The sequence below is a fragment of the Streptococcus sp. HMSC062B01 genome, assembly GCF_001811085.1.
Lineage (GTDB): Bacteria > Bacillota > Bacilli > Lactobacillales > Streptococcaceae > Streptococcus > Streptococcus gordonii.
In genome coordinates this window covers 201,262-223,262 of the sequence record NZ_KZ672807.1, presented here as the reverse complement: position 1 = coordinate 223,262, position 22,001 = coordinate 201,262, and the positions used below count along the sequence as shown (strand labels likewise).

Genomic DNA, 22,001 nt, shown 5'->3' with positions numbered 1-22,001 from the left:
TTAAACTCTACCTTTTAAATCATGTTTTTATAGAATGTATTATAGCATAAGGCAAAAATGAGAGCAAAGAAAAATCAACAAAAAAGAAAAATATTTTCAAAGTGATTTGGAAACTCTCTTCCTTTTTATAACTAAAGGAAATAGGCATTTTTTCTTCAACAAAAAATCCTGTCAGCTATTCTTTGAACTTACAGGATTAGAGGATTCAACCTATTTACTTTTAGATATATGTCTATGACAAGGTTCAATATCAAAAGGCTATTCATCTGACACCTTCTTTTTTAACCGAGATCTTATAACCAGCCTTTCTCTTGCCCGATTCGGACGGCTTCTGTTCGATTTTCAGCATCTAGCTTGGTCAAAATAGCAGACATATAGTTACGAACCGTTCCATTTGACAGGTAGAGTTTTTCAGCAATTTCTTTATTGGACAGGCCAGTCGCCGCAGCTTGCAGGACTAGCCTCTCCTGCTGAGAGAGAGGGTTCCTACTGGTCATTAGCACCTCCATCAATTCCGGTGAATATTCCTTTTGCCCATCTAGAACGGTATGGATGGTCTTCATCAAATCCGCAATGCTACGCTCTTTGAGCACATAAGCATCTACATCTGCCTTAACAGCTCGCTCAAAGTAGCCCGGCCGCTTGAAGGTTGTGACGATGATGACCTTGATGTTGGGTCGATTGGCCTTGACCCATTCGAGAACGTCTAGGCCGGTTTGGTGGGGCATTTCCACGTCCAAAATAGCTACATCAACAGTTTCTGAGCTAAGACAGTCAATAGCCTTCTGCCCATCTGCGGCCTGATAGACTTCTTCGACATCTGGCTGCAGCTGCAAGAGCTGAGCTAAGGCATCTCTTAGCATACTTTGATCTTCTGCTAACAAAACTTTCATGCTTCCTTCCCTCCGTATGGCAATTCAATTCGAATCCATGTTGGATCTTGGCTGCTAAGAATCTCAAGCCTTCCTGACAAGGCAGACAGTCGCTCTCGAATACTATGCAACTCCCGACCAGTCAGCTTTTGAAAACCACAACCATCATCCTGAATGTCTAAAATAAGCTTTTCGTTTTTCTTTACCAAAGAAAAATTGCTCTTTTTAGCCTTGGCATGCTTAATAATATTGGTAGCAGCCTCCAGCAAAATCATACTGATTGTTGACTGCTGACTCGGTGGGATACTAGCAACATTGAGCTGGTTATCTATCTCGACCTGAACACCGCTCATCTCCAGCATGGCTCGAATGGTCACGAGTTCCTCGTCCAGCGTCCGATTCTTTAGATCATTAATAATCCGCCGAACATCAGCCATGGACTTCTTACTAATCTCTTGCACTTCCTGCAGTTCTTTTGCTGCCTTGTCATAGGCTTCCATCTGTAAAAACTGTTGAGCCAGCTCCGCCTTAACACTGAGCATAGCAAAGGTATGTCCTAGACTATCATGTAAGTCGCGACCAATCCGATTGCGCTCATTTTCTGCCAGGAAAAGATTCAGCTGGGCATTTTGCTTGATCTTTTCTTCCTTGATTCGCTCTGTCGTCTGAATCCGATAGAGACCAAAGGTCATACCATCCGAAAAGAGAAAGATTACAATATAGAAAAGCAACTCTGTTGGACCAACATTGCCCATCAAATAATTAGTTAGTACAATAGCAGGCTGCAAGGCGATAAAGGTCAAAAAGCGCCAGGATTTAAAAGAAATATCATCCAGTTCGTAAATGAGTATATTAGATAGATAAAAAATGTACCAAGTAAAACCTGTATTTAACCAGACAGAACTATAATAAATGTAAGCAATCAAGAGCCACCAAGAAAAGAACTGGATGAGGCGATGGTTACTTAGCAAAACTGCATAGTAAGCCATAACAAAAATAGCTGTCCAGAGCAAGAGGAAAAGCGGGTATTCCCCGCTAATCACTCCCGCCACTGGAAAGATAATAAAGACCAGCGCAATATGAAACATATAGTGGACTTGTTTAAGTTTTTCCCACATGAATTTATTTTACCTCAATTCGCTTTTTGAGCTGCAGCACAAGAATGCTGACCAAAACCGTATAAATCAGAACAATCAAAGCGGCCTTGCCATTAAACTGATGGTGTTCTAGATAAGAAGACACGACCTGCATTAGTTGATAACTTGGCGTCAGCTTACCGATTGGCTGGAGCCATTTTGGAAACATAGTCAGAGGAAACCATAGACCGCCCAGAACAGCCAGTGCCATATAGACGATATTTCCCACAACAGACATGAGCTGAGCACTTGGTAAGAGACTGACCAATACCCCCATGGCAATAAAGACCACACTTCCTACTAGAAGTATCAAGGCAATAAGAAGCCAGTCTACCATTGGCAGATTAACCCTGCGAACAAAATGCCCAATCGAGAAGACTACGATAATAGAAAGCATAAAAGTCAACAGCGTACTGCAAAGTTTTGATATATAATATTTTACCATAGAAATCGGCGAGTGCTGGATCATTTTTTGCCAGTTATTATTTTTATCAGACTGTAAAGTGCTAGGAATGCTAAAGAAAGCACTAGACATGATACTAAAAAGAGTCATAGAGAAGAGGTAGCCTCGAAGCACATGTTCAGGCGTATCACTTCCAGACATCATTCCTGAGAAAATCAGGTAAAAGACGCTGGGCAGACCAATAGACAAGAGATAATAAGCAGCCTGCCGTTTCATTAAAATCAACTCAATCTTCATGAGACTTGCCATATTTTTCATGATTACTCTCCTATTCTTGTGTCGTTTCAAAAATACTATCCAAGAGGGTACGGTTACGTACTTCAATCTCTTCGATTGTACAGCCGTGTTCCTGAAGGACCTGCCAGACCTGTCCAGCATCTCTAGTAGCAAAAGATAAAGCCTTTTGCTTGATTTCTAAATCAGTCACATTATCCAGTTTTTCCAGCACAGACTGATAAGTCAGCGGCAAGGTAAAGTGTTTTTCCTGCTCCTCACTGCGCATGGCATAAGGCGTTGTATCGCGAATCAACTCGCCCTTGTGCAGCACCAAAATCCGGTCTGCCGTATGCTCAACTTCTTCGATATAGTGAGAGGAGTAAACAATGGTCACTCCCTGCTGCTTGAGCTGATTAACAATTTCCCAGAAATGCTGACGAGTAGAGGTGTCCATAGCTGAAGTTGGTTCGTCCAAGAACAGAATCTTAGGACGGCCAATCAGACTCAGAACAAAAGAGAAGAGACGTTTTTGTCCGCCAGACAGCTTACTAGCCAACTGATTCTTTTGCTTGTCTGTAAATTGTAATAAATCATCAATTTCTTGATTGGATAAACTATTTGGATAAATTGCTTGGAAGAACGTCAAGAGTTCCTTGACCTTCAAATCCTCCACCACTGTATTTTCTTGTGGTAAAATCGCTACCGACTGCTTAAGTTGGCTATCAGTTGGCTTAAGTCCCTGAATCCTTGCTTCACCTGCTGTCAGAAACTTATCGCCCAACAAACAATCCATGAGAGTCGTTTTCCCTGCTCCGTTGGGACCAATCAAGGCCACACAGTCACCTTGAGAGATCTCAAACGAAATATCCTTTAAAATCTCCTTGCCGTGAATGCTTTTTGAAAGCTTCTTTACTTCAATCAGTTCCATTTTGCTCCTCCTTTGATAACCTCATCTGCATCTTTCCTTTATTTTTCCAAAGCCGGAATAAGAATAAAGACCAAACGCTTTTTGAATTCTTACAGCAACCTTTTATCATGTTGTTAACTATATTATAAGGCAAAGAGATTTTTCCTACTAGTTGATTTTGTCACTAGCTGATATGACAAATGTCACAACGTAAAAAAGACCGGAAATTTTCCGATCTTCTTTTTTTATGTATAAATTAGCAAGAAAAAATTATTCAACGCTGAAGAGATATGGATAAACCGGTTGACTTCCCTGGTGGATTTCAACTTCTACATCTTCATATTTTTCCATCAAGTCTTGAGCCAGGTTATTGGCCAAGTCTTCGTCTCCTTCTTCACCAATGTAGATTGTAACAATTTCACTGTCCTCATCTAGCATCTTTTCAAAGGTTTGAGTCAAGGTCGCAAACATATCTGGATTAGATACGACAATTTTTCCATCAACCATTCCTAGATTGTCATTCTCATGAATCTCAAGTCCATCAATCGTTGTATCACGGACAGCAGTCGTCACGCTACCACTAATAACATCTGACAGAGAAGCTGTCATCCGATCATGATTTTCTTCAATAGATTTACTTTCGTCAAAGGCAAGTAAGCTTGTCAAACCTTGTGGAATTGTACGCGTTTCGATGACAGCTGCTGGTTGTTCCAAGACTTCTGCAGCTGACTGGGCAGCCATGAAAATATTCTTATTATTTGGCAAGATAATGATATTGCGAGCATTAACCTGCTCAACAGCCTTAATGAAATCTTCTGTTGACGGATTCATCGTTTGACCGCCAGAGATAATGTAGTCAACACCTTGCGCTTTAAAGATTTCTGCTAGTCCATCTCCAGCCACTACAGCGATAATAGCATATTCTTTTTCTTGAGCTGGTTTTGCTGCATTTTCTTCTTTTTCAACTTGCGCTTCATGCTGGTTCCGCATATTATCCACTTTCACCTTGACTAGGCTACCATACTTAAGTCCTTCTTGCATAACAAGGCCTGGATCTTCTGTATGGACATGGACTTTTACAATTTCATCATCATTAACGACCAACAAAGAATCCCCAAGCTCGTTTAGGTAGTTGCGGAATTCATCATAGTCAAAGTCTTTTACATAAGTTGGACCTTGCTTCAAAGCAACCATAATTTCTGTACAATAGCCAAACTTAATATCTTCCGTCGCAACATGACCTGCAACAGACTTGTGGTGCTCCGCATTAATCATTTCGCTCATAGTAGCAGGAGTTGCCTGGAAGTCTTCAGAGGCAATATACTCACCTGTCAAAGCAGATAAGAAACCTTCATAAATGAAGACCAAGCCTTGACCACCTGAATCCACGACACCAACTTCTTTTAAAACTGGTAACATATCTGGTGTTTTAGCCAAAGCAGTTTTAGCACCTTCAAGCGCTGCCTTCATAACCTCAACAGCATCATCTGATTCTTCTGCTTTTTTCTTGGCTCCGATTGCTGCACCACGAGAAACTGTCAAAATAGTTCCTTCAACTGGCTTCATGACAGCCTTGTATGCAACTTCTACACCTGACTGAAAAGCATGAGCCAAATCATGTCCGTCTAATTCCTCTTTTTCTTTCACACTTTGTGAAAAACCACGGAAGAGCTGAGAAGTAATAACCCCAGAGTTACCACGAGCACCCATCAAGAGGCCTTTGGCAAAAATACTAGCTACTTCACCCACTGTAGAAGCTGACTTGCTAGAAACTTCCTTTGCACCATTTTCAATAGTCATTCCCATATTGGTCCCTGTGTCACCATCTGGAACAGGAAAGACATTTAAAGAATTCACATATTCGGCTTGTTTATTCAGACGAGTTGATGCTGCCTGCACCATTTCTTGAAATAAACTAGTTGTAATATTTGTCACGATTATTCTCCTACGACCTTGATATTTTGAATATAGACATTCACCGTTTGTGCTGTGATGCCTAGTTGATTTTCTAAGCTAAACTTCACGCGCTCCTGAATGTTTTTTGAAACTTCACTAATCTTTGTTCCGTAACTAAGTACTGCAAAAACATCAACTGCAATGCTTCCTTCTTCTGTGGTTCTGACAACAACACCTTTTGCGTAATTCTCTTTACCTAAAAGAGCTTGGAAGTTGTCTTTAATTGCATTTTTGCTAGCCATACCTACTACGCCAAAAATCTCAGTCGCTGCTCCGCCAACAATTGTTGCAATGACGTCATCAGTCAGCTCGATTTGGCCATCTTTTGTATTGATTTTTACAGTCATGACATGTACCTCTATAGTTTTTATAGTTTATTTTACCATATTTTAGACAAGCTGTAAAAGAGAAGGACGGGAATAACTTAGAAAATCAATAATTAGCATAGTAAAATATATCCAAACCTTCCTCATTTACAATTCCAAAGAAAAAGAGCCTTATAGGCTCCTTTACCTTATTAATTAAACGCGTTCAACTTTACCTGATTTAAGGGCACGAGCTGAAGCCCAAACTTTTTTAGGTTTACCGTCGATCAAAACAGTAACTTTTTGAAGATTTGGTTTAACAGCGCGTTTTGTTTGGTTCATCGCGTGAGAGCGGTTGTTTCCTGATACAGTCTTACGACCAGTAAAGTAACATACTTTAGCCATTATCGTGTTTCCTCCTATTAGATCTAATATTACGGATGTGCTAGCACCACATACCTTCCTATATTACCAAAAAACTTGACGTTTGACAAGTACATTTCTCCAAACTTTCGAAATTAATCCGTTTTCTTAAATATATATAATCTTTAAAGACCCAAAAGCAACGTCACCTCTGACATATAAAGTCTTTTCTTTCTCGTTGACATTGCGAGGATTAGTAACAGAACCAAAGGCGTTATCCACCTCAATTTCTACTCGCCACTTACTTGGAACATACAGAGTCACGTTACCAAAAGATAAGTCTACCTCGAAGGTTGCAGACTCTCCCAAAATAGTCGCATTATCAAAATATACAGAAGCACTGCCAAAAGAACAATCTATTTTTTCATATGTAAAATTCTCTGAATGAATATAGCGCGTCCCAGTTCCAAATGCTATTTCGCCTTCTTTAGTAGACAAGGCTTTTTCCTTCCAAAAACGACTAGATGGCCAAATCGTCTTAGGTTTTAGAATTAAGCTTAAACCAATACAAGCTAAAACACTAGCAGCAAACAAGGTACCACTAGAAATTTGCAAGAAGTGGTAATGACTATTTGCAATGACTAAAGCAATGTAACCAAATATAAAGCCAGCAGCCATATTTCGCTTCAAAAAGTTCTCAATTGAAAAATAAGCAAAGCCAGCAATCACTGCAAGAGTCCAAATATTAATATTCAAATAAGGAAATCCAAACTGCCCTTGGAATAAAACCAATGCTGCTAGTCCAAGGAAGAGAATTCCAATCAATGTTTTTTTCATAATATTTACCTCGTTTCGTTTAACTTTTCTTTTAAAATTTGATAATAGTGTCGGGAAACGTGCACTTGTTTATGTGTGTCATAAAATTGGATAGTACTGGTTCCCGAAAATGATTTATCCAAAGCGTAAATAGCCTTGGCATTGGCAATAGTAGACTTTGAAATGCGACAGAAATATGCCGGAAGTCTCTCTTCTAATTCGTATAGCTTCAATTTGACTTCATAAGCATCATCCCTACTATGAGCATAAATTTTAGTGCCATCTGTTTCAAAAAATAAAATATTCTTCAAATCGACAAAATATTCACTTGTATCCTTATAGAAAGCTATCGGTTGACGGTTGGCTTGTTCAAGAGCTGCTTGAATACGAGCCACCTCTTCACCATATTGAGCCGTTCGGATAACGACTTCAGTTTCTGCCATATCTGTATCAAGCTCAATCCTAATCTTCATAGCCACTCCTTTCCTTGCTTCTGACTTCATTATAACAATTTTCAAAAAAGAAACAAGGCATTTTCAGTAAGTGGTTATTTTTGATAACTAAGTGGTTGCTTACCCTTCTCAAAAAATGTTAAGCAAATTTGATTTCTCATCCTAGACTCTCCAATAGATTCGTTTAGTATAAAAGCACTACTTACATTTATTGAATATCTGTCTTATTTTATGATCAAACGAATTTGAAAACTTTTTTCCTTCTGATATAATAGTACTTCAGGAGGTACTATATGTCTAAACAAAAAATTAATCGCTTTGTCGGATCTATTGGAGCTTTTATTGGGATTCTTGTCTTTATTGCATATATTCCACAAATTATCGCTAACTTGCAAGGAGAAAAAGCTCAACCATTCCAACCACTATTCGCAGCAGTTTCTTGTTTAATTTGGGTAATCTATGGTTGGACCAAAGAACCTAAAAAAGACTGGATCCTTATCATTCCCAATGCGGCGGGAGTGATATTAGGCGGTCTAACTTTTCTTACTTCTTTATAAAAATTATATAAACAAAACCAGCAACCCATGAAAAAGTTGCTGGTTTTCTTTTGATAGTTTACATTGACAACTAGTAAAAAATTAAGGATACTATAGAAATTTCATACTCAATAAATTTTGACGAATTAACCCAGAATATAAAATAAATTTGAAGTTCAAATAAGGCTTTTATTATTTAAAATTCAGTAAACTTCTCAATTTAATTCAGTAAAAATCAATCTGGCTTCATCGCTAGATATATCATGATCAGTATTATCAAAGCTTGTCGAAATAATTTCTCCCTCTTCAAGCTTCACAGCAACATCGAGATTCCCAGGAGCCAACCTTTGTTCCTTAGTCGATCTAGTTAAATCATTATAAATTCTGACTTCCCAACCTAAATTATCAAATTGAGGGTCCATATTCATATTTGTACTTAACTTATATGTACCAGGTTTAATATCACGACCTACTATATATTCACCAATCCCTAACTCATTGCTCGTCTGCACTTTAGTAGGTACCGCATTAAATTTGATTTTTGAAATATTACTAAAATGTAGTATATCTCCGTCAAATAAAATCAATCTAATTTTTGAAGGAAAATCAGAAGAAGATCCTGGGGCTCCTGCTACCCAATTAATGAAAAGCAAGTCGACTTTCTTCCTGTCTCCAGTTATATTACCTGAGCCTCCCGTGATTTCCAAATCATAAATCCCAGCTTTAACATCCCCTTTCTCACCTACAGTAACATCGCCTGTAACGTAAATTTCATCTGTGGATTTTGAATTCTCAGCAACTCTATTCATAATATCTACAACACTATCCTTTTTACTTGATGAGTCTGAATTTCCTTCTTCAGTTTCTGATGTAGATTTTGTTTCTACTTTTGGATTATTTTTAGATGAATCAGAAGTATCTGACGTAATATTTGAACTGCAAGCGACCAACATCGAACTAGCTATCACAAGCATTAACAATAATTTAGTGTTTTTCATATTCACACTACCTCCTATAGAATTAAACTTTTCTTTACTCTATTCTACTACAAATTCACAGCAAATACAATCTGTTATTATATTAACCATATGTGAATTGAAAACTATTATAATTTTTTGTACAAAAAAGTAATATAACATCAAAAAAAGCCCGTCACAACAGGCTTTTCAATGTATCATTTGATGCCGATTGCAGGGATCGAACCTGTGACCTACGCGTTACGAGTGCGTTGCTCTACCAACTGAGCTAAATCGGCGATTACCTCTTTAGTATAGCACTCTGAAAATAGATGTCAAGAAATTTTCATCACCATTAGAAAAAGCCTGTCCTGAGACAAGGCTTTGAGTCTCTTAAACTTACGAACCTGCACTTTCGTAGGCATCTAAGCCCCTGTCCCATAGTTTCAAAGAAATGACAAAGAAGATAAGGGAAATTAGAATCAAACCACCGATATTAAAGAGCACATCCTTGTCCTGCAAGAAATAGCTGGCAGGATAGTAGGCCGTAAAGGCGAAAGGGATGATAAAGCTAATCAACCAACGAAGAAGCGAATTGTAAATGGAAATTGGGTACTTAGCAAAATCATTAAACATATAGAAAATGTAAATCATGGCGCCTGACTGTTTGGTCCAAAAAGCGATACTGGCTGTCGCGATTTTCAAGGAAGTATAAATCAAGGTCGCAAAGGGGATACAGACTAGAAAAAGCAGGAATTTTGGAAGAGTCCAAGCAATGCTTGATACTGTTGTCGCTAGTAAAATTCCACCGACCAATAGTTCGCCCAAGGCATCAATCTGAAAGGTCTCGACTAGGATATGAAAGAGAGGATTGATAGGACGAGTTAGATACTTATCAAATTCCCCTTTTCGGACTAAGCGTTGACCTAGTGCCCAGAGATTGTCAAAAAAGAGATGGTCCAGTCCCTTGGGAATCAAGGAAAAACCATAGATAAAGGCAATTTCTTGAAAAGTCCAGCCTTCTAGCGAGGGGATGTGTTGAAAGATGACATTGAGAAACAAGAGGTTCAAGCCTTGGGTCAGAAAAACTCCTAGCACACCAACCACAAAATCGACCTTGTATTCCATGATTTGCTTGATATATTGTCTGATAAAAATCAGATGCATGCGTTGATATTTTTTCATACTAACCTCCCTGAATGGTAATGAAGGACTGGACTCGTTTCCAAATCAACTGAGACAAGCCCACCATCACTAAGAGCCAGAAGAACTGAAGCAAAAGCGCTTGAAGAATCTGACTGGTATCGTATTTCCCAACAATGATCATGACTGGAGTGTAGATCAAAGATGAGAAAGGCAAGAAGGATAAAATATCTGAAACAACCTTAGGAAAGAATGCCAAGGGAATCAAACTCCCAGACATAAAGGCCACTATGGAAGTCTTGAGTAAATTGGAACCCCATAGATTTTTAAACACAAAGGCTGAAAAACCAAAGCAGATATTAAAGAAAAAGTTGATCAGGTAGGCTAGGGTTAAGCTAAAGAGATAAAGGATGGTTAATCCCAGTACTTCTACACCCCCTTGCCCAGATAAGATTTTCATCAATACAATAACACTTAAAAATGGCAGTCCAACAGAGATAAAAATCAACCACTTGGATCCAAGCTCCGTAAAGAGATAAGATGCCGCAAAATGCACTGGTCGCAACAAGCGCATGATAATGGAACCATCCTTGACCTCATCACCAATCATAAAGGAAGAATCCGACCTAGTCAAAAGATTAGTCACAAAACTCATGATAATGTAGAGGGTGATATCCGCCATACTGAAGCCCTGAATCAAAGACTCTTGCGAGGAATCAAAGACAGCCTTCCAGAGATAGAAAGCTACAAAAGCTCCCATAACATCGCCAATCCGATAAAGAAGAAAGTTGACTCGATAGGTAATCAACTCCTGAACCCCTGCATTGATAAAGGGTTTGTAACGTCTCCACAATTTGACCATCTTAGAGCTCCTTTCGATAGAAGCGACGGATAATATCCTCAATATCCGTATCTAGCATCTTCAAATCACGAATTTCAAAATCAGACAGGGTTTGCTTGATAATATCAGCCGACTGGTAGCGGGAACTATCGAATTCAATATTGAGACTGTTTCCTTGTCTATCAATGGTCATATCCGAAAAATCTTCATAGTGAGAAACGAGGTGACTTTGACCTGGTAGTAGTTCAAAGGAGAGAGTCTTCATCTTGCCAAAGGTTTCCTTGAGCTGGTTAACCGTTCCATCAAAAATCTCCTGCCCCTTGTCAATCATAAAAATCCGATCACAGAGTTGCTCAATGTCGCTCAGGTCATGAGTGGTCAAGAGAATGGTTGTTTCTTCCTCCTGATTAATCTGGGTGATAGCCCGACGAATATTGTCCTTGACCGAAACGTCCAACCCAATGGTTGGTTCATCTAAAAAGAGAACCTTGGGATTATGAAGTAAGGAAGCCGCAATGTCCGCCCGCATCCGTTGTCCAAGTGAAAGAGTCCGCACGGGATCCTTGATAAATTCCTTCAAATCCAAGACTTCATTCAAAAAATCCATGCGCTTATGGAAGAGCGAGTCTGGCACATCGTAAATCTCTTTTAAGACCGTGTAGGTCTCTTGCAGGGCCAAATCCCACCATAGCTGGGTTCTTTGCCCAAAGACAACTCCAATATCCTTGACATAATCTTGACGATTGTCCTGAGGAATCTTGCCGTTAATCCGACAAAAACCAGATGTCGGTTTTAAAATTCCTGTCAGCATTTTGATGGTTGTCGACTTCCCAGCACCATTTGCCCCAATAAAACCTAAAATCTGCCCTTTGGGAACTTCAAAAGTCAAATCTTTGACCGCTTCAAAGGTCTGCTTTTCAGGATGAATAAAGGAGCGTAAAGCTCCCTTCAAACCAGGTTCCTTGACTGTCTTCACAAAATTTTTCTGAAGATGTTCCACTTCTATCATTGCCATATACTTCTCCCTATCGCAAGGAATAGCAACGTTGTATTTTTGACTACAAATATTCTAAATCCTTACTTTCTACACCTTCTCAAGGTTATTATTACTGAAGGCTTTATACCAGCCTATTATAGTCCAATAAAAAACGGAATGCAAGCGTTTGCCTACAAATTGTAAAATTAGAGATTTCTCACTTAAAATAATACTTTTAATCAAAAATTCTGGTTTAATCGTTTCCTTAAAACACCAAAAAAACCTGCCCTCATAGGCAGGTTTCATCTGTATTGTTCAGCTAGATTAAGCTTTACCTTCTGAACCGAATACGTCGATACGTTCTTCAACAGCTGCAGTAATTGCTTCGAAACCTGGTTTCAAGAATTTACGTGGGTCGAAGAGTTTTTTCTTGTCGTATTCTGCTTCGTTCGCATCGTATTCACGTACAAATTGACGTGTTGCGTTTGCAAATGCGATTTGGCACTCAGTGTTTACGTTAACTTTTGCAACACCAAGTTTGATAGCTGCTTGGATTTGGTCGTCAGGAATACCTGAACCACCGTGCAATACGATTGGGAATCCTGGAAGAGCTTCTGTCAATTTCTTCAAGTGGTCAAGGTCAAGACCTTCCCAGTTTGCTGGGTATGGTCCGTGGATGTTACCGATACCAGCCGCCAAGAAGTCAATTCCAGTTTCAACCATTGCTTTAGCATCTTCGATTGGAGCCAATTCACCTTTACCGATGATACCGTCTTCTTCACCACCGATAGTACCAACTTCAGCTTCCACTGAGATACCTTTAGCGTGTGCTTTTTCAACAACTTCCTTAGCCAACTTAAGGTTTTCTTCTACTGGAAGGTGTGAACCGTCAAACATGATAGAAGTATAGCCAACTTCAATACATTCAAGCGCATCTTCGTAGTGACCGTGGTCCAAGTGAATTGCAACTGGTACAGTAATACCCATTGATTCTACAAGGTTTTCAATGAGAGATTTACATACCTTGTATCCACCCATGTACTTAGCAGCACCCATAGAAGTTTGGATCAAAACTGGAGCTTTTTTAGCTTCTGCCGCGCGCAGGATAGCTTGAGTCCATTCAAGGTTGTTTGTATTAAATCCACCAACTGCATAACCATTGTCACGAGCTGCTTGGACAAATTTTTCTGCTGAAACGATTGCCATTATATCAGGCCTCCTCTTATTTTTTGTGGTTAAACCACTTACATTGTTTATTTTATCACTTTTTCATTAAAATTGCTAGTTTTTCCTGAAATTTTAAAGAATTACAGGGAGACTCTTAACCTTTTTAAGCGTATCTATTGCAAAAAGAAAAAGCTGACCGAAGCCAGCTTACTTGATGCGGAGAGAGGGACTTGAACCCTCACGACCTAAAGCGGTCACAGGATCCTTAGTCCTGCGCGTCTGCCAATTCCGCCATCCCCGCGATTGAGTACCTTACTAGTATAACAGGACAGCTAAGGCTTGTCAAGAAAATTTTTGACTTTATTTCAAAAAATCAACTTTCTACTCAATCAACAAGGCTAGGAAATCTAAGCGAAAATGAAGCTAATGCAGGAACACAGAAAACTTAGTGCTGCTGAGTCGCAACAAAGACAGCCACAGTTTGGTCGGGATCGTATTTTTCAAAGTCAATAGTGTAATCTCGATGAAGATCACCTGTTTCTTCTGCCTGCCAAATCCTCTGCCAAGCATGAAGAATCGCTTGCGGATCCTCCTTATCAGCCTCAAATACTTGATAGGTCTGCTCGGATGTATCAAAATCATAGATGTCCCCATCTGTCAAACGACAGATAGAGAGACTGTAGTCTCCTTTGTAATCACTAGCATAGTCATGATAGACGGCATATACCGGTTCCCCTTTGGCAAAAGCTTCTTTCACAGCTCCCTCTTGTTCCTGCCAGAGAGCTTGGATTTTTTCTACACAATGCTCATCTTGAAAATTATTAGTACGAATACTGGCCAAAATTTTCAAAAACATCTTCTTCCCTCCTTTTGCTTTTCATTATAACATTTCTCTAGAAAAGTCGCTTAGGTCAGATAAAGCAAGTCTATCTCTCCTGACTCTTTTCTACCGCTGCAGTGACAAAAGCCGTATAAAGACCTTCAGGTCGGTTCGGTCGGCTGGAGAGCTCTGGGTGGTATTGACAGGCCACGAAGAATTTATTTTCTGGGATTTCCACTATTTCTACCAAGCGATTGTCTGGTGAGACTCCAGAAAATACAAATCCAGCTGCCTCAAACTTCTCGCGAAAAGCATTGTTAAACTCATAGCGATGACGGTGACGGCGCTGTACGACTTCTTGATGGTCGTAAGCTGCTGCAGCCTTAGAGCCACGCTTAAGCTTAGAAGGATAGAGCCCCAACCTCAGCGTTCCACCCAAGTCTTCGACATCAATCTGATCACGCATGAGGTCAATAATTGGAAATGGTGTGTCTGGATTGAGCTCCGCTGAGTTGGCATCTGCCAGACCTAGGACGTGACGGGCGAATTCGACACAGGTCAGCTGCATACCCAAGCAAATCCCTAACATAGGTACATCCTGCTCACGCGCATAGCGGATTGCCTCAATCTTACCCTCGGTTCCCCTCTGGCCAAAGCCGCCCGGAACGATAATCCCATCCGCATTTCCAAGAAGCTCAGCTGCGTTTTCGGCTGTTACCTGATTCGCATCAATCCAGTCAATCTTAACCTCCGCATCATTGGCATAACCTGCATGCTTGAGCGCTTCGACAACTGAAATATAAGCATCTGGTAACTCAACATACTTACCAACCAGAGCAATATGAACCTGCTTTTTCAAGTTCATCACTTTTTCTACCATAGCTGACCACTCCGTCATATCCGCTGCCGGCACATCCAGCTTCAGATGGTCGCAAACGATTTGGTCCATTTTTTGGGCCTGCAAATTGAGAGGAATTTGGTAAAGATGCTCCACATCTAGTGACTCAATGACCGCCTCAGGCGCTACATCACAGAATTGAGCTAGTTTATTTTTGATGTTTTGTCCAACTGGTTGTTCTGTCCGAATAACCAGCATATTTGGCTGAATTCCCAGACCGCGCAATTCTTTTACAGAATGCTGAGTTGGCTTGGTCTTCATTTCGCCGGCTGCCTTGAGATAGGGCAGGAGGGTTGTATGGATATACATGACATTGTCTGCTCCAACATCCGCCTTCATCTGGCGCAAAGCTTCTAAGAAAGGAAGAGACTCGATGTCTCCAACTGTGCCTCCGACCTCTGTGATAATCACATCCGAGTCCGTCGTCCGTGCTGCCCGCTTAATCTTGTCCTTGAGTGCATCTGTAATATGCGGAATGACTTGGACCGTCGCTCCCAGATACTCGCCTTTACGCTCCTTGCGCAGGACTTCGCTATAGATTTTACCAGTAGTGACATTGGAGTATTTATTGAGATTGATGTCGATAAAACGCTCATAATGTCCCAAATCCAGATCCGTCTCAGCTCCATCATCTGTGACAAACACTTCCCCATGCTGGTAAGGGCTCATGGTACCAGGATCAATATTGATATAAGGATCAAACTTCTGAATCGTAACCTTGAGACCCCGATTCTTCAAAAGCCGGCCCAAGCTAGCTGCCACAATCCCTTTCCCGATAGAAGAAACTACACCGCCGGTGACAAAAATGTATTTAGTTGACATACATGCTCCTTTTCATAAAACAATTCGTTCCAGCAACCTCAAGGTTACTGGAATCTTATCTAGGGGAGGATTTCCCATAATCTGTCTGGAAAAGAAAAATAGCTCCCTGAAAACAGGAAGCTCTGACCTCTAAAAGAGGTGCCCGAACAGTATGATATCGCAAACCTGAAAAATTGTCAAATATTTTCAGTCAGTTTTCATCTCTTTTTTATCGACATGAGGACATGTAGTTTAAGTTCTACATAGGGTATAGACTCCGCTAAATAGGACTAGATCGTTCTAATTTTTAAAAATAATTTCGTAGCACTGATTAACGAGATCATTGGGTCACATCCACAGCTACTTCTTGTTCCAGCCAGAGTGCAATGATTGACTTGAAATTATTAGTTCGCGTACTGCTTAGACTTTTCAAAAAGTGAACGTCCCCTCTTGGCTTGATTTATGGATGGCTAACAATCATTTCTAGATCGTGACCTTCTAACTTCCAGCTAGCCACATCGCTCGGTAGGATAAAATGGTCTCCCTTATGAATTGGATAGACTTGACCATCTACTGTTAACTGACCTTGTCCATTTAATACGCTGTTGAGCGTATAGTCAGCTGTTTTAGTGAAATCAGCCTGGCCAGTCAGTTCCCACTTGTAGACAGCAAAGAAATCATTAGCAACCAGTAAAGTTGAAGACAGATTATCCACTTGTAAATTGACTGGGCGGCTATTTGCGGGTTCTCCAATATTTAAAACATCGATAGATTTTTCTAGGTGCAATTCACGGAGATTTCCTGCATCATCCTTGCGGTCAAAGTCGTACACACGGTAAGTTGTATCACTAGACTGTTGAGTTTCTAAAATCAAGATACCTGAACCAATAGCATGCATGGTTCCACTTGGTACATAGAAGAAGTCACCTGCTTTAACCTTTACCTTCGTCAAGAGCTGATCCCAGTTCTTGGATTCGATTTGTTCGCGAAGTTCTTCTTTACTCTTGGCATTGTGGCCATAGATAATCTCTGCACCTTCGTCTGCAGCAATAATATACCAACATTCAGTTTTTCCTAACTCACCCTCGTGTTTCAAGCCGTATGCATCATCTGGATGGACCTGAACACTAAGCCAGTCATTAGCATCCAAAATCTTGGTCAAGAGAGGAAAGACCGGCTCAGAACGGTCCCCGAAAAGTTCCCTGTGTTCAGCATAAAGCGTGTCTAACTTTTGACCAGCAAAACGGCCATTTTTCACAGTGGATACACCATTTGGATGGGCTGAAATCGCCCAATATTCACCGACTTTATCACTAGGAATCTCATAGCCAAACTCGTCTCTCAGCTTGGTTCCACCCCAAATTTTTTCGTGCATGACTGATTGTAGAAATAATGGTTCTGACATGTCTTACCCCCAAAATGTACTTTTCTCTATTATATCAAAAAATAGATAAGCTAAAATAATCTCCCTTCACCTTTCTATATCAAAAATTACAGTAAATTTAGTAATTACTCTTATTTCTAGGACAAATTCAAAAGCACCGCAATTGCAGTGCTTTCTTCTTTACTCTTGCTCTTCTTCAACAAACTGACTGTTGTAAAGATCGGCGTAGAAACCTCCCTGCTCCATGAGCTGGTCATGGTTTCCTTGCTCGATAATATTCCCATCACGCATGACTAGGATCAAATCAGCATTGCGAATAGTAGACAGGCGGTGAGCAATGACAAAGGACGTTCTGCCTTCCATCAGCTTGTCCATCGCTTTTTGAATCAATTCTTCCGTCCGTGTATCGACAGATGAAGTCGCCTCATCTAAGATAAGGAGTGGCGCATCTTTGAGCAGAGCCCTTGCAATAGTCAGGAGCTGCTTTTGACCAACAGAAAGGCTGACTGTGTCATCCAGAACTGTATCATAGCCGTCCGGCAAGGTCATGATAAAGTGGTGGACACCAACCGCTTTTGCAGCTTCAACAACTGCTTGGTCCGTGATATCTTTCTGATTATAGATCAAGTTTTCTTTAATAGTCCCTTCAAAAAGCCATGTATCTTGTAGAACCATAGAGAAAGCATCGTGAACTTCTGAGCGTTGCATATTCTTGATATCTACACCGTCAATCATGATTTGCCCACGTTCAATATCATAGAACTTCATGAGTAGGTTGACAATTGTTGTCTTACCCGCACCAGTAGGGCCAACAATTGCAATTTTTTGTCCAGCCTTTGCTTCTGCTGAGAAATCGTGAATAATAGTCTTATCAGGATTATAACCAAAGAAGATATCTTTAAACTGGACATGTCCTTTTACACTTGTTAATTGTTGAAGTTTATGAGAATCATCTTCCATATCTGCTTCTGCTAGAAACTCAAAGACACGTCCCATAGCTGCACTAGCAGATTGGAGTGTTGTAATTCCCTGGGCGATTTGGGAAAGAGGTTGAGAAAAAATTCGTACATAGACCATGAAAGCTACAATCGTACCCATGCTGATGGAGCCATTAATAGCCATTGTAGCACCCACAATCACGACCATCACATATCCAAAATTGCCAACAAAGTTCATCAGAGGAAACATAATTCCTGAAATAAATTGTGACTTCCACATACTAGTATACAGATTTTGATTGAGGGCATTGAAGGCCAAGCGTGTCTTTTCTGCACCATTGTAACTAGTGATAACATTGTGCCCGGAGTACATTTCTTCCACATAACCATTGATAGCTGCTAGGTTACTTTGCTGTTCTTGGAAATATCTCTGAGATTTCGCCATCAGAACTGCTGAGAAAACGAAACCCAATAAGACCGAACCAATCGTCACAAATGAAAGTACAACATTAGTATAAAACATCATAAAGAGCACAGCAATTAAAAGTAAGACCGAAGAAATCAGAGTCCCCAAGCTCTGTGTCAACGATTGTCCAACTGTATCTACATCATTTGTCACACGTGATAGGGTATCCCCTTGGGAATGACTATCAAAGTAGCTTAATGGCAGGCGGTTGATTTTCTCTGCAATCGCAGTTCTCAAACGTTTTGAAAAGTGCTGAATCATATCCGAAATAGCGTAACCCTGCGCATAATTGATAAGAGAACCCACAACATAAAGGAAAGCCAGGAAGAAACCTATATTTGAGATAGCTCCCAAGTCCATCTCACCTACTAGACCTTCTGTAATTAAGTTTGTGATTTCACGCAACTTATAGGGACCAAACACTGTAATAATACTAGAAATGATAGCACCGGCTACTGCAATGACAAAAGGAAGCTGGAAGCCTTTAATATAGGGCTTCATCTGGGTAAATAAAGATGTTTTTTTATTTTCCATTTTCTAGTTCCTCCTTTGATAATTGAGAATAAGCAATTTCTTGGTACACTTCATTCGTAGCCAACAACTCTTTATGGGTACCTTGTCCAACGACTTTACCATTGTCTAGAACTAGGATTTGATCGGCATCCATAATAGTAGAAATTCGTTGGGCGACAATCAGTTTTGTCATATGTTGGGTCTGTTCTGCCAATTCTTTTCGTAAAATACGATCTGTCTTATAGTCCAAAGCAGAGAAAGAATCATCAAATATCAAAATTTCCGGCTTACGGGCCAATGCACGCGCAATAGCCAGGCGTTGGCGTTGACCGCCAGAGTAGTTCGTGCCTCCTTGGGCTACTTCAGATTCAAGTCCTGCCTCTTTTTCTTCTACAAATAATTTGGCTTGTGCTAGTTCAAGGGCTTCCCACATTTTCTCTTCATCTAGTGGAGTTTCCATGCTTTCTCCAAAGTCCAAATTTGAAGCAATTGTCCCTGAGAAAAGTACAGCTTTCTGCGGAATATATCCTACCTTATTCCGTAGTGCTTTAAGCTCATAGTCACGGACGTCTACGCCGTCGATCAAAATCCTACCTTCTGTCACATCATAGAAACGAGGTATCAAATTGACAAGGGTTGATTTACCTGAACCAGTAGATCCAATAAAGGCAACTGTTTCACCAGCTTTAGCAGTGAAACTAACATGCTCAATTACTGCTTCAGAATTTTTTGCATAACGGAAAGAAACATCTTCAAAAGTTACTTGTCCTTTGCTTTGGCCCTCAGTCTGTGCTTGATCTTTTTCTTTGATACTGCTATCCAGTGCTAACACTTTGTTAATCCGGCCAGCCGAAACAAGGGTACGTGGTAAAACAATAAACAAAGCCCCCATCAGCAAGAAGCCAATTACAACCTGCATACCATAAGACATGAAAACAACCATATCACTGAATAGACCAAGCTTATCAGCAGATGCTGCGCTATGAATCAAATAAGCTCCAATCCAATAAATAGCCAGCGTTAAACCACTTGAAATTCCGCTCATAATCGGATTGAACAAAGACATGAAGCGGTTAATAAAAATATTAAGGCTAGTTACCTCGTCGTTTGCTGCACCAAATTTTGCATCCTGGTAATCTTCTGCATTATAGGCCCGAACAACCCGAATCCCTGTCAAACTCTCACGTGTCACACTATTTAATTTATCTGTCAAGGTTTGTACAATAGATTGCTTTGGAAAAGCCAAAGTCACTAAGACAATCGTCATTAATATAATGGCTGCAACCGCGACTAAAACAGCGATCAACCAAGCATCTGATTTGCCAACAACCTTCGTCATAGCCCAAATAGCCATGATGCTTCCTCGAATAACAACTTGTAATCCCATAGCGATAAACACCTGAATTTGGGTAATATCGTTGGTTGTTCTGGTCAGAAGGCTAGGGATAGAGAATTTTTTAATCTCTGAATCAGAATAATCCAAGACACGATTAAAAATATCCTCACGCAAGCGGGTAGTATAGCTAGAAGCCATCCGAGAGGACACAAAACCAGCTATTACCAAGGAGAACAAGCTGGCAAAGGATAGGCCCAGCATTTTCAAACCTGGTACCCATAGATCTCCTGTCGTTGTCCCCGGTGTCTGTAGTAAAGTTGTAATTTCTGACATATAAGTCGGAACTTCTAACTCTAGATAAACGGTCAGACAGATAAAAACAACTGTCATCAAAATCAGGCCGATTTCTTTTGACGTCAAGCGTTTAAATAATTTAAACATCGGCATCCTCGCTTTCTAATTTCTCAATATTTTGGTGAAATTTCGCCATAACCAGAGTGAAGGTTGCCAATTCTTCTTCTGAAACACCCTGGAGGAGACAGCGATCGATTTCATTAAAAAAATCATGTAACTCTTTCAATTGTTGTTTAGACTGGGCTGTTAAATGAATCATCTTGGCCCTTTTATCTGTCTCGCTTACCTCAAGAAAGATAGATCCATTTTTTTCCATCCGTTTGATTAGATTGCTGGCCACCGACTTAGAAATATCTAACTCATGCTCGATATCCCTAATAAAGGTCGAAAGTCCTCTCTTCGCTCGGTGAGATACGATGTGAAGAACTTGACCTTGTGGACCTCCCATAAATTCCATCCCACAAACCTTGGCGCGTTTCTCAATGATCCGTTGAGTTTTTCTGCCAAAGCGTTTGAATTCTAATAAAGGCTTTTCCAATACATGCTCCTTTCCATTTAGTTCTCTTGAGAACAAATAAGTTTCCGTGAGAACTATTCTACCACTTCAAAAGCGAAAGTCAAGAAAAAAGTTTCCGTGAGAACTATATTTTTTAAAAAAGAAACCGGGAACCAAAGTCCCAGTTCTATCTATTCAAAAAATCTCGCCATTCAGCTATTCTACGCCTCATCAACTCTTCTTTTAATGCTCTAAAAACGTCTATTAAATAGAAAAATGAGGTTCCCTCGTCTCATCTTTACTTTCTTCTTTTCTATGGAAATAGCCACTTAATATGAGGAGCCAATTCGGAAATCTGTTGATGGAGTTCGTTGAAACTAACATCTTTCACATGGTCCAAATTTAAAGAAATGGCACTTGCGTCTTGATCCTTAGGATAAAAATATAGAATTCGAATGTCCGGATCTGCAGACGTCCTATGAGACCGGTAAAGATCATATTCAATCATCTCAATCTCCTGCCATAAGAAGAACTTCTCGCTTTTATCTGATAGCCCTCTTAATCTCATTCCCGATTGATCTATCTCTAGAATCGGAGGTCTATGATTGGAAATATAGCCTAAAACAAACATCAAAATAGCAATGATCCCCACCCCCCAATGGACCATACTTAACATAACATCACTTTCTTCAGTAGTCCGACCATTTCTCTCATCCTCTTTGCTGGTTGGATTACGATAAATTATTTGATTCGCATTATTCTGACTTTCTAATGCAGTAGTCTGCTTATCTAAAGAGGCAAAGCCCATAGTAAAAAAGATTCCCAAGAGCAAGAGAAAGCCTATGAAATAAAAAGTTGAGCCATCGCGCTTATATACTTTCATTCTATCC

At 40.1% G+C, this 22,001-nt stretch carries 22 protein-coding genes and 2 tRNA genes; 1 reads left to right on the top strand and 23 read right to left on the bottom strand.

The window, feature by feature from the left end; genetic code table 11:
* Positions 1–293 precede the first annotated feature (293 nt).
* The 9 genes from HMPREF2780_RS11460 to HMPREF2780_RS11420 form a co-directional block, all read right to left on the bottom strand.
* Complete coding sequence (locus HMPREF2780_RS11460; RefSeq protein ID WP_002911756.1) at positions 294–893, bottom strand: response regulator transcription factor; 600 nt, start codon at positions 891–893, stop codon at positions 294–296.
* Complete coding sequence (locus tag HMPREF2780_RS11455) at positions 890–1,990, bottom strand: sensor histidine kinase (RefSeq protein ID WP_002911755.1); 1,101 nt, start codon at positions 1,988–1,990, stop codon at positions 890–892. Before HMPREF2780_RS11455 ends, HMPREF2780_RS11460 begins: the two co-directional genes overlap by 4 nt.
* 4 nt (positions 1,991–1,994) lie before the next feature.
* A complete protein-coding gene (locus HMPREF2780_RS11450) occupies positions 1,995–2,729 on the bottom strand; it encodes an ABC transporter permease (RefSeq protein WP_002911754.1) in 735 nt (244 codons plus the stop codon).
* A gap of 10 nt (positions 2,730–2,739) precedes the next feature.
* Entirely contained in the window at positions 2,740–3,615 is an 876-nt protein-coding gene (locus HMPREF2780_RS11445; RefSeq protein WP_045773599.1) for an ABC transporter ATP-binding protein, read from the bottom strand.
* Between the two features lie 249 nt (positions 3,616–3,864).
* Positions 3,865–5,529 carry a DAK2 domain-containing protein gene (locus tag HMPREF2780_RS11440; RefSeq protein WP_060970824.1) on the bottom strand — a complete coding sequence of 555 codons (1,665 nt, stop codon included), beginning with the start codon at positions 5,527–5,529 and terminating at the stop codon, positions 3,865–3,867.
* Between the two features lie 2 nt (positions 5,530–5,531).
* Positions 5,532–5,897 carry an Asp23/Gls24 family envelope stress response protein gene (locus tag HMPREF2780_RS11435; RefSeq protein ID WP_012130778.1) on the bottom strand — a complete coding sequence of 122 codons (366 nt, stop codon included), beginning with the start codon at positions 5,895–5,897 and terminating at the stop codon, positions 5,532–5,534.
* Between the two features lie 174 nt (positions 5,898–6,071).
* A complete protein-coding gene (gene rpmB / locus HMPREF2780_RS11430; protein ID WP_001140948.1) occupies positions 6,072–6,260 on the bottom strand; it encodes a 50S ribosomal protein L28 in 189 nt (62 codons plus the stop codon).
* A 126-nt stretch (positions 6,261–6,386) separates the two neighbouring features.
* Positions 6,387–7,055, bottom strand: coding sequence for a membrane protein (locus tag HMPREF2780_RS11425; RefSeq protein WP_045634056.1), 669 nt, complete (start codon positions 7,053–7,055; stop codon positions 6,387–6,389).
* A 5-nt stretch (positions 7,056–7,060) separates the two neighbouring features.
* The gene (locus tag HMPREF2780_RS11420; RefSeq protein WP_045504207.1) at positions 7,061–7,507 is read right to left on the bottom strand and encodes a LytTR family DNA-binding domain-containing protein; all 447 of its coding nucleotides are present in this window, start codon (positions 7,505–7,507) and stop codon (positions 7,061–7,063) included.
* 272 nt (positions 7,508–7,779) lie between these two features.
* Between HMPREF2780_RS11420 and HMPREF2780_RS11415 the strand changes: the two genes are divergently transcribed.
* Positions 7,780–8,043, top strand: a complete 264-nt coding sequence (locus HMPREF2780_RS11415) for a SemiSWEET family transporter (protein WP_002902394.1) — start codon at positions 7,780–7,782, stop codon at positions 8,041–8,043.
* A 194-nt stretch (positions 8,044–8,237) separates the two neighbouring features.
* On the opposite strand, the gene HMPREF2780_RS11410 is transcribed toward HMPREF2780_RS11415, so the two are convergent.
* From HMPREF2780_RS11410 to HMPREF2780_RS11340, 14 genes are all read right to left on the bottom strand, one after another.
* Positions 8,238–9,020: a hypothetical protein gene (locus HMPREF2780_RS11410; RefSeq protein ID WP_223359913.1), complete on the bottom strand. Its 783-nt coding sequence runs from the start codon at positions 9,018–9,020 to the stop codon at positions 8,238–8,240.
* Positions 9,021–9,204: 184 nt separating this feature from the next.
* Positions 9,205–9,277 (bottom strand) — tRNA-Thr (locus HMPREF2780_RS11405).
* A gap of 100 nt (positions 9,278–9,377) precedes the next feature.
* Complete coding sequence (locus HMPREF2780_RS11400) at positions 9,378–10,163, bottom strand: ABC transporter permease (RefSeq protein WP_061593373.1); 786 nt, start codon at positions 10,161–10,163, stop codon at positions 9,378–9,380.
* A 1-nt stretch (position 10,164) separates the two neighbouring features.
* On the bottom strand, positions 10,165–10,983 hold the full coding sequence (locus HMPREF2780_RS11395) for an ABC transporter permease (RefSeq protein ID WP_061586320.1): 819 nt from the start codon (positions 10,981–10,983) through the stop codon (positions 10,165–10,167).
* Between the two features lies 1 nt (position 10,984).
* Entirely contained in the window at positions 10,985–11,977 is a 993-nt protein-coding gene (locus HMPREF2780_RS11390; protein WP_061586319.1) for an ABC transporter ATP-binding protein, read from the bottom strand.
* A 285-nt stretch (positions 11,978–12,262) separates the two neighbouring features.
* On the bottom strand, positions 12,263–13,144 hold the full coding sequence (locus HMPREF2780_RS11380; protein ID WP_045634061.1) for a class II fructose-bisphosphate aldolase: 882 nt from the start codon (positions 13,142–13,144) through the stop codon (positions 12,263–12,265).
* A gap of 176 nt (positions 13,145–13,320) precedes the next feature.
* Positions 13,321–13,406: transfer RNA gene (locus HMPREF2780_RS11375), tRNA-Leu, on the bottom strand.
* A 144-nt stretch (positions 13,407–13,550) separates the two neighbouring features.
* A complete protein-coding gene (locus HMPREF2780_RS11370) occupies positions 13,551–13,961 on the bottom strand; it encodes a GyrI-like domain-containing protein (protein WP_045634062.1) in 411 nt (136 codons plus the stop codon).
* Positions 13,962–14,031: 70 nt separating this feature from the next.
* Complete coding sequence (locus tag HMPREF2780_RS11365) at positions 14,032–15,645, bottom strand: CTP synthase (protein ID WP_061594157.1); 1,614 nt, start codon at positions 15,643–15,645, stop codon at positions 14,032–14,034.
* Between the two features lie 439 nt (positions 15,646–16,084).
* Positions 16,085–17,029 carry a mannose-6-phosphate isomerase, class I gene (gene manA / locus HMPREF2780_RS11360; protein ID WP_012130786.1) on the bottom strand — a complete coding sequence of 315 codons (945 nt, stop codon included), beginning with the start codon at positions 17,027–17,029 and terminating at the stop codon, positions 16,085–16,087.
* Positions 17,030–17,188: 159 nt separating this feature from the next.
* Entirely contained in the window at positions 17,189–18,946 is a 1,758-nt protein-coding gene (locus HMPREF2780_RS11355) for an ABC transporter ATP-binding protein (RefSeq protein WP_061594156.1), read from the bottom strand.
* Positions 18,936–20,702 carry an ABC transporter ATP-binding protein gene (locus HMPREF2780_RS11350; RefSeq protein ID WP_061594155.1) on the bottom strand — a complete coding sequence of 589 codons (1,767 nt, stop codon included), beginning with the start codon at positions 20,700–20,702 and terminating at the stop codon, positions 18,936–18,938. Before HMPREF2780_RS11350 ends, HMPREF2780_RS11355 begins: the two co-directional genes overlap by 11 nt.
* Positions 20,695–21,153, bottom strand: coding sequence for a MarR family winged helix-turn-helix transcriptional regulator (locus HMPREF2780_RS11345; protein WP_061594154.1), 459 nt, complete (start codon positions 21,151–21,153; stop codon positions 20,695–20,697). The genes HMPREF2780_RS11350 and HMPREF2780_RS11345 overlap by 8 nt, the downstream gene beginning before the upstream one ends.
* 271 nt (positions 21,154–21,424) lie before the next feature.
* Positions 21,425–21,994, bottom strand: coding sequence for a hypothetical protein (locus tag HMPREF2780_RS11340; RefSeq protein ID WP_061596786.1), 570 nt, complete (start codon positions 21,992–21,994; stop codon positions 21,425–21,427).
* Positions 21,995–22,001: the final 7 nt, after the last annotated feature.

Bases quoted from the DNA above. Each gene is read 5' to 3' on its own strand.
- HMPREF2780_RS11460 (WP_002911756.1), bottom strand. From the start codon at position 893: ATGAAAGTTTTGTTAGCAGAAGATCAAAGTATGCTAAGAGATGCCTTA.
- HMPREF2780_RS11455 (WP_002911755.1), bottom strand. From the start codon at position 1,990: ATGTGGGAAAAACTTAAACAAGTCCACTATATGTTTCATATTGCGCTG.
- HMPREF2780_RS11450 (WP_002911754.1), bottom strand. From the start codon at position 2,729: ATGAAAAATATGGCAAGTCTCATGAAGATTGAGTTGATTTTAATGAAA.
- HMPREF2780_RS11445 (WP_045773599.1), bottom strand. From the start codon at position 3,615: ATGGAACTGATTGAAGTAAAGAAGCTTTCAAAAAGCATTCACGGCAAG.
- HMPREF2780_RS11435 (WP_012130778.1), bottom strand. From the start codon at position 5,897: ATGACTGTAAAAATCAATACAAAAGATGGCCAAATCGAGCTGACTGAT.
- rpmB (WP_001140948.1), bottom strand. From the start codon at position 6,260: ATGGCTAAAGTATGTTACTTTACTGGTCGTAAGACTGTATCAGGAAAC.
- HMPREF2780_RS11425 (WP_045634056.1), bottom strand. From the start codon at position 7,055: ATGAAAAAAACATTGATTGGAATTCTCTTCCTTGGACTAGCAGCATTG.
- HMPREF2780_RS11420 (WP_045504207.1), bottom strand. From the start codon at position 7,507: ATGAAGATTAGGATTGAGCTTGATACAGATATGGCAGAAACTGAAGTC.
- HMPREF2780_RS11415 (WP_002902394.1), top strand. From the start codon at position 7,780: ATGTCTAAACAAAAAATTAATCGCTTTGTCGGATCTATTGGAGCTTTT.
- HMPREF2780_RS11410 (WP_223359913.1), bottom strand. From the start codon at position 9,020: ATGAAAAACACTAAATTATTGTTAATGCTTGTGATAGCTAGTTCGATG.
- HMPREF2780_RS11400 (WP_061593373.1), bottom strand. From the start codon at position 10,163: ATGAAAAAATATCAACGCATGCATCTGATTTTTATCAGACAATATATC.
- HMPREF2780_RS11395 (WP_061586320.1), bottom strand. From the start codon at position 10,983: ATGGTCAAATTGTGGAGACGTTACAAACCCTTTATCAATGCAGGGGTT.
- HMPREF2780_RS11390 (WP_061586319.1), bottom strand. From the start codon at position 11,977: ATGGCAATGATAGAAGTGGAACATCTTCAGAAAAATTTTGTGAAGACA.
- HMPREF2780_RS11380 (WP_045634061.1), bottom strand. From the start codon at position 13,144: ATGGCAATCGTTTCAGCAGAAAAATTTGTCCAAGCAGCTCGTGACAAT.
- HMPREF2780_RS11370 (WP_045634062.1), bottom strand. From the start codon at position 13,961: ATGTTTTTGAAAATTTTGGCCAGTATTCGTACTAATAATTTTCAAGAT.
- HMPREF2780_RS11365 (WP_061594157.1), bottom strand. From the start codon at position 15,645: ATGTCAACTAAATACATTTTTGTCACCGGCGGTGTAGTTTCTTCTATC.
- manA (WP_012130786.1), bottom strand. From the start codon at position 17,029: ATGTCAGAACCATTATTTCTACAATCAGTCATGCACGAAAAAATTTGG.
- HMPREF2780_RS11355 (WP_061594156.1), bottom strand. From the start codon at position 18,946: ATGGAAAATAAAAAAACATCTTTATTTACCCAGATGAAGCCCTATATT.
- HMPREF2780_RS11350 (WP_061594155.1), bottom strand. From the start codon at position 20,702: ATGTTTAAATTATTTAAACGCTTGACGTCAAAAGAAATCGGCCTGATT.
- HMPREF2780_RS11340 (WP_061596786.1), bottom strand. From the start codon at position 21,994: ATGAAAGTATATAAGCGCGATGGCTCAACTTTTTATTTCATAGGCTTT.